Below are 11,953 nucleotides of genomic sequence, written 5' to 3' on the forward strand. Positions count from 1 at the left end.
GGCAGGCGCAGCAGCACCCAGCCGGCCTCGCGCGCCCCGGCCTCCCAGGCCGCCTCCAGCAGGCGCTCCAGCTCCATGTCGTTGACGGCGGGGATCATCGGCGCCGTCATCACGCCGGCGGGGATGCCGGCATCGTTGAGCATGCGGATCGCCTCCAGGCGTTTGGGCGGCGTGGAAGCGCGTGGCTCCATGGTCCGCGCCAGCCGGCGATCCAGCGTGGTGAGCGAGACGAACACCTTCACCAGGCCGAGCCTGGCCATCTCGGAGAGGATGTCGATATCGCGCGTGACCAGATGGTTCTTGGTGACGATCCCGAGCGGATGGCGGGTTTCCAGCAGCACTTCGAGGATGCCGCGCGTGATCTTCAGTTCGCGCTCCACCGGCTGGTAGGGATCGGTGTTGGTGCCCATCGAAAGCGTGGCCGGGCGATAGCCTTTCGCCGCCAGTTCCTGCCGCAGCAGCTTTGCCGCATTCGGCTTGAAGACGATCTGGGTTTCGAAATCCAGCCCGGGCGAAAAGCCCAGATAGGCATGGCTTGGCCGCGCGAAGCAGTAGATGCAGCCATGCTCGCAGCCGCGATAGGGATTGATCGAACGGTCGAAGGGGATATCGGGCGACTTGTTCCAGGCGATGATGTGGCGCGTGCTGTCTTCATGCAGCACGGTCTTCAGCGGCTCGGCCTCTTCCAGATTGTCCCAGCCATCGTCCTCGCGCTGGCGCGTTTCGGACTCATAGCGGCTGCGCACCGTGCTCAGCGCGCCCCGGCCGCGCCGCGCATCGGGATGCGCATGGTCGGCAGGCGTGGAAACGGCGCGCTGGACGATCTTGGACATGCCGGAAGGTTAGCCCGAATATGAGAACATTTCAAGAAATAATGGGATTATATGAATATAATCCTTATTCTCAGACCCGGAGCTGGGCGTAGGCTGCCGCCATGGCGCTGAAATCCCTGCCGCTCTCTGAGGTCTATGCCCTGCTGGAGCCCGGTCCCGTGGTGCTGCTCACCACGGCCGACAGGGCCGACCGCGCCAATGTGATGACCATGTCGTGGCACATGATGATGGAGTTCACGCCGCCGCTGGTGGGCTGCGTGGTCAGTGAGGGCAATCACAGCTTCAAGGCCTTGCGCGCGACGAAGGAATGCGTGATCGCCATCCCGGCGCGGAGGCTGGCGGCGAAGGTCGTGAAGGCCGGCAACTGTTCGGGCCGCGATGTGGCCGACAAGTTCGCGGCCATCGGCCTGACGCCCCTACCCGCCAGAATGGTCAGCGCGCCGCTGATCGCAGACTGCTTCGCCAACCTGGAATGCCGCGTGGTCGATACGCGCATGGTGGCGCGCTACAACATGTTCGTGCTGGAAGTGGTGAAGGCCTGGTGCGACCCAGCGCAGAAAAACCCGAAGACCATCCATCACCAGGGCTGGGGCCGCTTCGCCGTGGATGGCCGGGTGATCACGCTGAAATCGGGGAAGGCGTAGATCTAAAAAAAAGTCATGGCCGGGCTTGGCCCGGCCATCCACGAGTTCTTTTTTGCGCGTCGAGACGTGGATGCCCGGGCCAAGAGAATCTACCTGGGGCCGGGCATGACGATTCCCCTTAGCCGGTTGAACCATCACAACTCGATATTATACCGCACGAAGGGCGCGCGTTTGGCGACGCGCTCATACAGCCGTCGCGCCGTGCCGTTGAATTCCTCGGTCTGCCAGTACAGCACGCCGGCACCCTTGGCCTTCGATATCTCGGTGACGGCGGCGATCAGCCGGCGGCCGATGCGCTTGCCGCGCGCGGCCGGCACCACGAACAGGTCCTGCAGATAGACATTGCCGCCCCTGTTCCAGGTGGAGGGATGCAGCAGGTATTGCACCAGGCCCAGCGCGGCATCGCCGTCCCAGGCCATCAGGCCCTCGATGGCGTCCTGCGGGTCGATCAGGCGCGCCCAGGTGAAATCGGTGACGGCGTCGGGCACGGATTTTTCGTAAAAAGCGAGATAGCCGCGCCACAGCGGCTCCCATTGCTGGCGTTCGTTCGCGGCGACGGCACGGATGACGATATCGGACATGGATTCATTGGGCATCGGGACTCGGGTTCCTTTAAACGAGGCCCGCTCCGATTAACGCGATTGCGGCACCGGCATAAGCGCCAGTTTATGCAAAAGGCATGGGGCCAGTCGCGTGACTATTTGCCGCCGCCGCGCCGCTCGTGTTCGCGCAGGCGCGGGAACAGCTCGACGAAATTGCAGGGCTTGTGGCGATAGTCGAGCTGGTCCTTCAGGATCATGTCCCAGGCATCGCGGCAGGCGCCGGGCGAGCCGGGCAGCGCAAACAGATAGGTGCCGCGCGTGACGCCGGCAGTGCAGCGCGACTGGATCGTGGAGGTGCCGATCTTCTGGTAGCTGAGCATGCGGAACAGCTCACCGAAGCCGGGGATGCTTTTCTCGAAAATGCCCTCGAAGGCTTCCGGCGTGACGTCGCGGCCGGTGACGCCGGTGCCGCCGGTGGACAGCACCACGTCGATGGCCGGATCGTCGATCCAGGCCTTCGCCTGTGCGCGGATGGCATCGATTTCGTCTTTCACGATAGCGCGCGCCGCCAGCAGATGCCCGGCCCCGGTGAGCCGTTCGACCAGCGTGTTGCCGGATTTGTCGTCGTCGAAGCTGCGGGTATCGGAGACAGTGAGCACGGCGATGCGCACCGGCACGAACAGGCGCTTGCCATCGGCATCGACATGGGATTGCAGGGAAAGTTCGGTCATGGCTGGCTCCCGGAAACGGCTGCCGCCAATCTAGGGCAGATCAGCGGCTTTGGGCAGTCTGCTGCGCCTTGTCGAAAGCCTGATATAACGGCCAGCCGCCGGCCATGGCGTCGGGCAGGCTGGGATCGGGCTGGCCGATGCGCGAGCGGTAGATCCAGTAATTGGTCAGCACGCGCTGCACGAAGTTGCGTGTCTCGGCCAGCGGGATGGTCTCGATGAACAGCAGCGGGTCGGCGGCGGCCTCCGGATTGGCGCGCAGCCATTTCTGCAAATTGCCCGGCCCGCCGTTATAGGCGGCGGCGAGATAGAACAGGTTGCCCCTGATCATCGGCATGTCCAGCAGATGCTGCAGGTAACGCTGGCCCAGCTCGATATTGTATTCCGGCGCGAAGAGTTTATGCCGGCCACTTTTGTGGTGCAGGCTGCGGTCGCCGGCCACGGCGCCGGCCGTGCGCGGCATCAGTTGCATCAGGCCGGTGGCGCCGGCCGGGCTCATGGCACGGGCGTTGAAGGCGCTTTCCTGGCGCATGAAGGCAAAGACCAGCGCGCGGTCGACGCTGAAACCGTTTTCCGGTTCCCAGGGCGGCAACGGATAGAGCGCGTGGTCATAGCCCTCGCCCCGCACCGTGTACCAGGCGATGCCGATACGCATGGAAGACGCGGGCGCCTGCATGCGGCTGGCGAAACCCAACAGCGCGCCCGCCAGTTGATCCGGCGCCTGCGAGAACAGCCGGGTGATCTCGCGGTCGGCGCGCACGGCCTCGCCCGCCTCGCTCAACGCCATGGCGCGGCGCAGGGCCGGCATGTCCGAGAGCTTGCGGATTTCATCGGCGCTGAGCGGCGGCGGCGACCAGCGCAGGGGCTGGTCCGTGCCAAGCTGGGCCAGCGCCAACTGGCCATAGAAGGTGCGTTCCTGGCTCGCGCCGACCTCGAGCAGGCGGATCGCCTCCGAAGGCTGGCGCAGGCGCAGCATGACGCGCGCCCCCCACCAGGCAGCGGCGGCGCGGTCCCAGCCGGCGGCGGTTTTCGAAAAGGCCAGGTTCTCGAAGTGATGCGCGGCATTGTCGTAGCGGCCCAGGCGCCAGGCGGCCAGACCGGCGACCCAGTCGGCTTCTGGCACGCGGGCGCGCGACCGCTGCGCCGCCGGGGCTGCATGTTGCAGCGCCTTCTCGTCCTCGCCTTCCAGCATGTAGTTCCAGGCCAGGCGGCGGCGCCAGTCGTCGTATTCCGATGCGCTGAGTTTCGAGCGGATTTCGGGTTTGGCCAGGAAGGCCTCGGCCTCGCGGAAGCGGTCGCGCCGCAGCATGGCGTTGAACTGCGCCTCGGCCTGCTGGATCGCGTGGCGATGGGCCGGATCGCGCTCCTTCGGCACCGGCCGGCGCCGCGCGGTGGCGACCTCGCCCGGCTGCTCGCCGGCGAATTCGCCCAGATCGGTACCCAGCGGACCCGGCGGCGCCTTGTCCTTGCGCGGCTTCTTGCGCAGCGCCAGGCGATAGATTTCCTCGGCGCCTGGATGGTCGCGGTATTTCACCATCCAGTCCCGCAATTCGGCATAGGAGGAAGAATAGGCGGTGGGATGGGTATAGCGCTGATGCAGCACATGGCCCAGCAGCAGCTTGTCCTTCAGCTTCGCGATCTCACGGTCAGCCTTGGCCCATTCGGTATCGGCCTGGAATTCGAAGATGCGCTGGTAGCGCTCGATATCGGCCGCGTCCAGCACGGCCGGCAAGGCGCTGTCGACATCGGTGGCTGTCGACAGCGAAGCAAGCTGCTCGGAGGGGCGCACGGATTGATCCCCCGGCGCCGCGGTCTGTGCCCAGACCGGCGCCTGCCCCCCGATCGCCAGAGACAGGGCCATTACGGCGCCCCATCCCAGGCGTTTGATGCCCACCCCGGATTTCATCGCTGCCCGGGATAGCCCAAGACGGGTTAAGGGACAAGTAAACTTGGCGCAGCCGCAGGTGGAAAAAGCGCTATTCCGCCAAATGTTGCGGCAATTTCAATATGATGCCGGCCGCAACGACACAACCGGCGGCGCAGATGGCAATCGGCCAGGTGTAGCTGCCGGCGAAATCGAACACCCAGCCGGCCAGGGTCGGCCCCAGCAAGGTGCCGGCCGCCACCGAGGTGTAGAGCACGCCCAGCACCGCCGACATGGCACGCAGGCCAAAGAGATCGGCCGTGAAGGCCGGGATCAGCGCGACGAAGCCACCATAGAACAGGCCAAAGGCCAGCGCGAAGACCGCCAGCGCGAGGAAGCCTTCCGCCACGATCCAGTAAAACAGCGCGGCGCCGGTGAGCAGCATGATCAGGCTCAAACTGCGGCCGCGCCCGATACGGTCGGCGATGCCGCCCAGCACGAAGCGGCCCAGCGTGCTGCCCACGCCGATCAGGCCGACCAGCCACACGCCTTCCGCGCGGCTGAGGCCCTGGTCCATGGCAAACGGCGCCAGATGCACGAAAGGCACAAAAGTGCCGATGCAGTTCAGCGCGCCGGCGGCATAGAGCAGCCAGAAGACACGGTGCCGCAGCACGGCATTCAGCTCCATCCCGGCCGGCGGACCGGCCGCCGCCCTTGTCTGGCCCTTCGCGCCATCGGGCTGCAACCCCATCGCAGCCGGCGAAGCCCGCAGCAGCAGGGTGGCCAGCGCGCCCAGCACCAGCACGATGATACCGAACACCACATAGGTGCCGCGCCAGCCCAGATGTTCGATCACCATGGCCGCCGCCGGTGGCGCCGCCATGGTGCCGATGCCGATGCCAGCCACGGCCCAGCCCGAGGCCTGGCCACGCTTGGCGAGAAACCAGCGCTGCACCGTACCGATGGCGGGCACATAGGAAAACCCGACGCCAATGCCGATGCCTAAGCCATAGAAGACCACGATGGCGGCGAGGCTGTCGGCGAAGCTGGCGGCGATCAGCCCCAGCCCGATGCAGGCCATGCCAAACCCCACCACCGGCCGCGGCCCGATGCGGTCGGCCAGCCGGCCGCTGAAGGCGCCCAACACGAAATAGAGAAAACCGGCGGCGGAAAACACCAGGGAGACGGTGCCGCGCGAGGCGCCGAATTCGCTGCTTAAAGGTTCAAAGAAGGCGGGGAATGTGTAAGCCGCGCCAAAGCCGGTGAACATCACCAGAAAGGCGGCGGCAACGACGATCCAGCCGTAGAAGATGGAACCCATCACACGCCGAGTTGTTCCAGCTTTGCCGCCAGTTCCAGCATGTCGTGCCAGGCTTCGCGCTTCACGCCGGGCTGGCGCAGCAGATAGGCCGGATGCAGCAGCGGCATGGCCGGAATGCTGATGCCGTCGCGGGAATATTCATGCCAGCGACCGCGCGTGCGGGTGATGCCCTGCGTCGTGCCCAGCAGCGTGGCGGCGGCATGCTTGCCGGCGCAGGCAATCACCTTCGGCTGCGCCAGCTCGATCAGCCGCTCGATGAACGGCTTGCAGGCGAGGATTTCCTCGGTCGACGGATCACGGTTGCCCGGCGGCCGCCAGAACAGGATGTTGGATATGTAGGTATTCTGCTCATCGCGGCCGATGGCCTTCAGCATGCGGTCGAGCAGCTGCCCGCTCTCGCCTACGAAGGGCAGGCCCTGGGCATCCTCGTCACGCCCCGGTGCCTCGCCGATGATCATCAGCGGCGCCTGCGGGTTGCCGCGGGCGATCACGGTGTTGGTGGCTGTCGCCTTCAGGCCACAGCCCTCGAAGGCTTTGATCGCGGCCTCCAGCTCCGGAATCGTATGACAGGCCCTGGCGGCCCGGCTGGCCGCGCCCTCCACCTCGGCTGCCGACAGCAGGGCATTGCCGGTAGCAGCCGGGGGACGAAGCTGAACCCGGGCCTGAGCCTGACCTTGACCCTGGCCCAGAGACTGATTCGGAGCGGCTGCCGCTACGGCAGGATTCGGGGCCGGATCCGCGCCGGAACGGGCCGGTTCGCGGGACGGCGGCGCCTGGGTACGGTCAACCGGCTGCTCGCCGATCGCCTCATCCACGCCGGCTTCGGCATAGAACAGGGCAATATCGAGCAGAGAAGGCGGAAAATCAGTGGCTTCCGTCGCGTTCATGGTCCGGCTGAAGGGGGTGGCGCCGTTGGCTTGCCCCCCATAGTCTGGTAAGCAAACAGGGGACGTCAACCCAAGACGTCCGATTAAAAAACCAGCCATACGACCAGCCGCCGACGGCCCGACCAGCCGGACGGCCAAAAAGTTAAGGGGTGCCCCGCGATGGAACGCGAAGCGATGGAATACGACGTGGTGATCGTGGGCGCCGGCCCGGCCGGGCTGAGCGCCGCGATCCGCCTGAAGCAGCTGGCTGCCGAACAGGACCATGACGTATCGGTTTGCGTGATCGAAAAGGGCTCGGAAGTCGGCGCCCACATCCTGTCGGGCGCGGTGATCGATCCCATCGCGCTGAACGAGCTGATCCCCGACTGGAAGGAAAAGGGCGCGCCGCTCAACACGCCGGTCACCGACGACCGCTTCATGATCCTGACCGAAGCGAATCACATCCCGATCCCGAACATCGCCATGCCGCCGCTGATGAACAATCACGGCAACTATATCGTCTCGCTCGGCAACGTCTGCCGCTGGCTGGCGAGCCAGGCGGAAGAACTCGGCGTCGAGATATTCCCCGGCTTCGCCGCAGCGGAAGTTCTGTATGGCGACAAGGGCGAAGTGGTTGGCGTCGCCACCGGCGACATGGGCATCGGCCGCGACGGCGAGAAGAAGTCGAGCTACACGCCCGGCGTCGAGCTGCGCGGCAAATACACCCTGATCGCGGAAGGCGTGCGCGGTTCGCTGGCCAAGGAGCTGCAGCAGAAGTTCAACCTGCGGGATGGCGTCGACCCGCAGAAATTCGGCATCGGCATCAAGGAGCTGTGGCAGATCGATCCGGCCAAGCATAAGCCGGGCCTGGTGATCCACACCCAGGGCTGGCCGCTCGACAGCAACACTGGCGGCGGCAGCTTCATGTATCACCTGGAAGACAACCAGGTGGCCGTGGGCTTCGTGATCCACCTGAATTACCAGAACCCCCATCTCTCGCCATTCGACGAATTCCAGCGGTTCAAGACGCATCCGTCCGTGCGCGAGTATTTCGAGGGCGGCAAGCGCATTTCCTACGGCGCGCGCGCCATCAACGAGGGTGGCTTGCAATCGATCCCGAAGCTGACCTTCCCGGGTGGCGCGCTGATCGGCTGCTCGGCCGGCTTCGTCAACCTGCCGCGCATCAAGGGCAGCCACAATGCCATGAAGACCGGCATGCTGGCCGCCGAAGCTGCCTTCGCGGCACTGAAAAGCGGCAATGCCGGCGGCGGCGAACTAACCGCCTATCCGGAAGCCTTCAAGGCGTCCTGGTCGTTCAAGGACCTGTGGAAGGTGCGCAACGTCAAGCCGGCGCTGGGCTACGGCATGTGGCTCGGCACCTTGGTCGGCGGCATCCATATGTGGCTGAACGACCTTGGCCTCGGTTTCCTGGTGCCCTGGACCACGCGGCACACCAAGGCCGATCACGAGAGTTTGAAGCCGGCCGCCCAGTGCAAGCCGATTGCCTATCCCAAGCCTGATGGCAAGATCAGCTTTGACAAGCTGTCGTCGGTGTTCCTGTCGAACACCAACCACGAGGAGGATCAGCCGATCCACCTGAGACTGAAGGACCCGTCGATCCCGATCGGCAAGAACCTGCCGCTCTACGACGAGCCGGCACAGCGCTATTGCCCGGCCGGCGTTTACGAGGTGCTGCGAGACGACGACGGCAAGAACCCGCGTTTCCAGATCAACGCGCAGAACTGCGTCCACTGCAAAACCTGCGACATCAAGGACCCGGCGCAGAACATCAACTGGACCGTCCCGGAGGGGGGCGGCGGTCCGAATTATCCCAACATGTGAGACGATGACAGACACAGCCTCCCGCGAACGTCACATTTTCATTACTTCACGGCGCAGCCCGCGCCTGCGTGCCAGCCTGCTGGCCGCGGTCGCGGTGCTGGCCCTGCCGCTGGCTTCCTGCGGCACCGGCTCCCCCATGGCCAGCGGGGCGCACCGCCCGAATGGCTATCGCCTCGACTCGCCATACGGGAATTTCCTCGCCGCCCGTCATGCGCGCGAGACCAACGACACCAGCGCCGCGGCAGATTACTACATGCGCGCCCTGCGCGAAGATCCGAGCAGCGCGCTGCTGAACCAGGGCGCCTTCGTCGCGCTGATCGCCGATGGCCGCGTCGCCGAGGCGGCGACGCTGGTGCCAGCCCTGCGCCAGCTCAATCCTGGCGAATATCTGCCGCGCATGGTGCATGCCTCGGCGATGATGCTGGCCCGCGATTACGACGGCGTGCTGCGCCTGGTGGCGGAAGGCCCGAATAACGGGATTCACGCGGCCTTCAATCCGCTGCTGGCCACCTTCGCCCATGCCGGCAAGGGCGAGGCCGATCAGGCGGTAGCCAGCCTGCAGAAGCTGGAGCGCCACCCGCTGCTCGGCGGCGTGCATGCGCATCTGCGGCCGCTGCTGCTCGATCTGCTCAATCAGGCCGAGCCGACCGAGGCGGCCTATCGCGACGTGATCGAGGGGCGCGAACGCGCCGGCACCCGCCTGGTCGATGGCTATGCCCGTTTCCTGGAGCGGAACGGCCGACCGGCCGAGGCGCGGCGGCTGCTGGACCAGCAACTCGTGCTCAATCCCGACAATCCGGTCTTGCTGCACGGTCTTCGCCGGCTCGACATGAAACGCACCATGCCGGTCGAACCACTGATCGGCAACGCGGTGGAGGGCCTGTCCGAAGCGCTGTTCGCCTCGGCTTCCGCCTTCGGCCGCTCCGATGGCGGCGAACTGGCCGAGCTGCATCTGCAGCTCGCATTGTTCCTGCGGCCAGACCTGGACGATGCCCGCATGCTGCTGGGCGATATTTACGAGACCCGCGAACGCTGGGAACAGGCCATGGCGATGTATGCCAGGGTCTCGCCGGCCTCGGCCTATGCCGAAAGCGCGCAACTGCGCCAGGCCTGGTGCATCAATGAACTGGGCCGTGGCGAGGATGCCATCCGGCTGCTGCGCCGCATGGCAAATGCCGCGCCGGAAAGCTCGCGCGCCATCCTCACGCTGGCCGACCTGCATCGCCAGATGGAACGCTGGCCCGAGGCGGCCAGGGAATACAGCGAGGGCCTGCAGCGCATCAAGCAGATCGAGCCGCGCCACTGGGCGATCTTCTTCGGCCGTGGCGTGACCTATGAACGCTCCAAGCAGTGGGACAAGGCGGAAGCCGACATGCTGAAGGCGCTGGAGCTGCAGCCCGACAATCCACTGGTGCTGAACTATCTCGGGTATTCCTGGGTCGATATGAACCGCAATATCGACCAGGCCACCAAGATGATCGAGCGCGCCGTGACCCTGCGGCCCAATGACGGCGCCATCGTCGACTCGCTCGGCTGGGCATTGTATCGCCAGGGCCGATTCGAAGAGGCCGTGGTGCAGCTGGAGCGCGCCGTCGAGCTGAAAGGCGGCGATCCGGTGATCACGGATCACCTGGGCGATGCCTATTGGCGCGTCGGCCGCCAGGAAGAGGCGCGCTTCCAGTGGCGTCGCGCGCTGGGCCTGAAGCCGGAACAGGAACTGGCCCTGCAGGTGCAGCGCAAGGTCGACCAGGGCCTCGACCCGGTCGCCGCCAAGTAACGTCATGGCCGATGGCCTGAGCCGGCTGGCACCGGCCAAGATCAACCTGTTCCTGCATGTCACCGGTCGCCGGGGCGATGGTTATCATGAGCTGGAAAGCCTGGTCGTATTCGCGCAGTCTCCGGCGGCGAGTGATCGCGTCTCGGTGACGCCGGCCGAGCGCCTGAGCCTGGCGATCGAGGGGCCGCAGGCCAGGGGCTTAAGCGCCGGCGAGGATAATCTGGTGCTGCGCGCCGCGCAGCTGCTGCAGCCGATGAACCTGAAAACCGGCCATGAGCGCGGCGCGGCGCTGGCATTGCACAAGACCCTGCCGGTGGCATCGGGCATCGGCGGCGGTTCGGCCGATGCGGCCGCCGCGCTGCATTGCCTGCGCGCGCTGTGGGGCATCGAGATCGATGACGACAGCCTGAGCCGCGCCGCCCTGCAGCTTGGCGCGGATGTGCCGGTCTGCCTGCTTGGCCGCGCGGCATTGATGACCGGCATCGGCGAAACCGTGCTACCTGCGCCACCCCTGCCCGCCATTTGGCTGGTACTGGCCAATCCGGGCATCGCGCTGGCCACGAAAGACGTGTTCGCCGCGCTGAATGGCCAGTTCGGTCCGCCGCAGCCTTTCGAGCGCCGGCCCGACAGCGCCGCCGACCTTGCCATCCTGCTGCGGGCGCGGCGCAACGACCTGGAGGCGCCAGCGCGGTTCCTCGCGCCGGAGATCGATCCGGTGCTGGCGGCGCTGAAGGCGCAGGGCGGCTGCCTGCTGGCGCGGCTGTCGGGCTCTGGCGCCACCTGCTTCGGCCTGTTCGCCACCGAGCGCGACGCAGACTTCGCCGCGCGTAACCTGGCCCGCGCTTATCCGACATGGTGGGTGGCCACGACCGCCGCGGGCTGATTCCCGACACACACCGTTACACGATTCCACGCAGGAACAGAGCGGCCGCGCCGTATAACCGGCACATGTCTCCGGTATTCCCTGTTACAGCCATGCCGATCCTGCGCCCGATCCTGCTCGCCCTCCTGTTTGCCGCCCTGGCCGCCACCATGCTGATGCTGTCGCATGGCGCGCGGGCCGAGACCTATCTGCTTGGCGTGTTCGATGGTCCGCCACCCCCGCATGGCCCGCATCACCATCACCGCCCGCCACCACCACGGCCGGCTGTGGAGGTTGTCGAGCCGGCGCCCCCGCTCATCGTGGTGCCGCAGCCGGCCCCGACGGTGGTCGCCGTGCCGGCCGCCGGCACCAGTACCAGCGCCGCCTATTGCCGCGAATTCCAGTCCACGATGCTGGTCGATGGCCAGCCGCAGCCAAGCTACGGCATCGCCTGCCGGCAACCCGACGGGGCATGGAAAATCGTCAACCAAACACCGTGAAAACCGCCCGCCTCGGCCCCGGCCTGAGACTGGAAAACGCCGCCCGCTCCGATTATTGTCCGGCCCGCCCGGCGCTTCGGCGCAGTGCAGCCTGCTGGGGCGTCGCCAAGCGGTAAGGCAGCGGTTTTTGGTACCGCCATGCGGAGGTTCGAATCCTCCCGCCCCAGCCAACTT

At 66.2% G+C, this 11,953-nt stretch carries 11 protein-coding genes and 1 tRNA gene; 6 read left to right on the top strand and 6 right to left on the bottom strand.

Features of this window, described 5'->3' with window-relative positions:
- Positions 1-833 (bottom strand): PA0069 family radical SAM protein (locus Q1J79_RS08735; RefSeq protein ID WP_300299301.1); only part of this gene is annotated, 833 nt, incomplete at its 3' end.
- 101 nt (positions 834-934) lie between these two features.
- Between Q1J79_RS08735 and Q1J79_RS08740 the strand changes: the two genes are divergently transcribed.
- Complete coding sequence (locus Q1J79_RS08740; RefSeq protein WP_300299303.1) at positions 935-1,477, top strand: flavin reductase family protein; 543 nt, start codon at positions 935-937, stop codon at positions 1,475-1,477.
- Between the two features lie 134 nt (positions 1,478-1,611).
- Here the strand turns inward: Q1J79_RS08740 and Q1J79_RS08745 are convergent, their stop codons facing one another.
- The 5 genes from Q1J79_RS08745 to Q1J79_RS08765 form a co-directional block, all read right to left on the bottom strand.
- Positions 1,612-2,073, bottom strand: a complete 462-nt coding sequence (locus Q1J79_RS08745; RefSeq protein ID WP_300299305.1) for a GNAT family N-acetyltransferase — start codon at positions 2,071-2,073, stop codon at positions 1,612-1,614.
- A 101-nt stretch (positions 2,074-2,174) separates the two neighbouring features.
- On the bottom strand, positions 2,175-2,750 hold the full coding sequence (gene moaB, locus Q1J79_RS08750; RefSeq protein ID WP_300299307.1) for a molybdenum cofactor biosynthesis protein B: 576 nt from the start codon (positions 2,748-2,750) through the stop codon (positions 2,175-2,177).
- 40 nt (positions 2,751-2,790) lie between these two features.
- Positions 2,791-4,608, bottom strand: coding sequence for a lytic transglycosylase domain-containing protein (locus Q1J79_RS08755; protein WP_300299309.1), 1,818 nt, complete (start codon positions 4,606-4,608; stop codon positions 2,791-2,793).
- A 115-nt stretch (positions 4,609-4,723) separates the two neighbouring features.
- Positions 4,724-5,932, bottom strand: coding sequence for an MFS transporter (locus tag Q1J79_RS08760; RefSeq protein WP_300299406.1), 1,209 nt, complete (start codon positions 5,930-5,932; stop codon positions 4,724-4,726).
- Positions 5,932-6,819, bottom strand: coding sequence for a uracil-DNA glycosylase (locus tag Q1J79_RS08765; RefSeq protein ID WP_300299311.1), 888 nt, complete (start codon positions 6,817-6,819; stop codon positions 5,932-5,934). Before Q1J79_RS08765 ends, Q1J79_RS08760 begins: the two co-directional genes overlap by 1 nt.
- Before the next feature lie 159 nt (positions 6,820-6,978).
- Between Q1J79_RS08765 and Q1J79_RS08770 the strand changes: the two genes are divergently transcribed.
- The 5 genes from Q1J79_RS08770 to Q1J79_RS08790 all read left to right on the top strand — a co-directional run bounded on the left by Q1J79_RS08770 (position 6,979) and on the right by Q1J79_RS08790 (position 11,949).
- On the top strand, positions 6,979-8,640 hold the full coding sequence (locus Q1J79_RS08770) for an electron transfer flavoprotein-ubiquinone oxidoreductase (RefSeq protein ID WP_300299313.1): 1,662 nt from the start codon (positions 6,979-6,981) through the stop codon (positions 8,638-8,640).
- A 4-nt stretch (positions 8,641-8,644) separates the two neighbouring features.
- On the top strand, positions 8,645-10,417 hold the full coding sequence (locus tag Q1J79_RS08775) for a tetratricopeptide repeat protein (RefSeq protein WP_300299315.1): 1,773 nt from the start codon (positions 8,645-8,647) through the stop codon (positions 10,415-10,417).
- A gap of 4 nt (positions 10,418-10,421) precedes the next feature.
- On the top strand, positions 10,422-11,300 hold the full coding sequence (locus Q1J79_RS08780) for a 4-(cytidine 5'-diphospho)-2-C-methyl-D-erythritol kinase (protein WP_300299317.1): 879 nt from the start codon (positions 10,422-10,424) through the stop codon (positions 11,298-11,300).
- A 92-nt stretch (positions 11,301-11,392) separates the two neighbouring features.
- Entirely contained in the window at positions 11,393-11,779 is a 387-nt protein-coding gene (locus Q1J79_RS08785) for a hypothetical protein (RefSeq protein WP_300299319.1), read from the top strand.
- Between the two features lie 95 nt (positions 11,780-11,874).
- A tRNA-Gln gene (locus Q1J79_RS08790) sits at positions 11,875-11,949 on the top strand.
- Positions 11,950-11,953 lie beyond the last annotated feature (4 nt).

Source organism: Ferrovibrio sp. (assembly GCF_029255545.1).
Lineage (GTDB): Bacteria > Pseudomonadota > Alphaproteobacteria > Ferrovibrionales > Ferrovibrionaceae > Ferrovibrio.

Coding starts and splice junctions, on each gene's coding strand:
- Q1J79_RS08740 (WP_300299303.1), top strand. CDS start 935: ATGGCGCTGAAATCCCTGCCGCTCTCTGAGGTCTATGCCCTGCTGGAG.
- Q1J79_RS08765 (WP_300299311.1), bottom strand. CDS start 6,819: ATGAACGCGACGGAAGCCACTGATTTTCCGCCTTCTCTGCTCGATATT.
- Q1J79_RS08780 (WP_300299317.1), top strand. CDS start 10,422: ATGGCCGATGGCCTGAGCCGGCTGGCACCGGCCAAGATCAACCTGTTC.
- Q1J79_RS08755 (WP_300299309.1), bottom strand. CDS start 4,608: ATGGCCCTGTCTCTGGCGATCGGGGGGCAGGCGCCGGTCTGGGCACAG.
- Q1J79_RS08770 (WP_300299313.1), top strand. CDS start 6,979: ATGGAACGCGAAGCGATGGAATACGACGTGGTGATCGTGGGCGCCGGC.
- Q1J79_RS08760 (WP_300299406.1), bottom strand. CDS start 5,932: ATGGGTTCCATCTTCTACGGCTGGATCGTCGTTGCCGCCGCCTTTCTG.
- Q1J79_RS08785 (WP_300299319.1), top strand. CDS start 11,393: ATGCCGATCCTGCGCCCGATCCTGCTCGCCCTCCTGTTTGCCGCCCTG.
- Q1J79_RS08745 (WP_300299305.1), bottom strand. CDS start 2,073: ATGCCCAATGAATCCATGTCCGATATCGTCATCCGTGCCGTCGCCGCG.
- Q1J79_RS08775 (WP_300299315.1), top strand. CDS start 8,645: ATGACAGACACAGCCTCCCGCGAACGTCACATTTTCATTACTTCACGG.
- moaB (WP_300299307.1), bottom strand. CDS start 2,750: ATGACCGAACTTTCCCTGCAATCCCATGTCGATGCCGATGGCAAGCGC.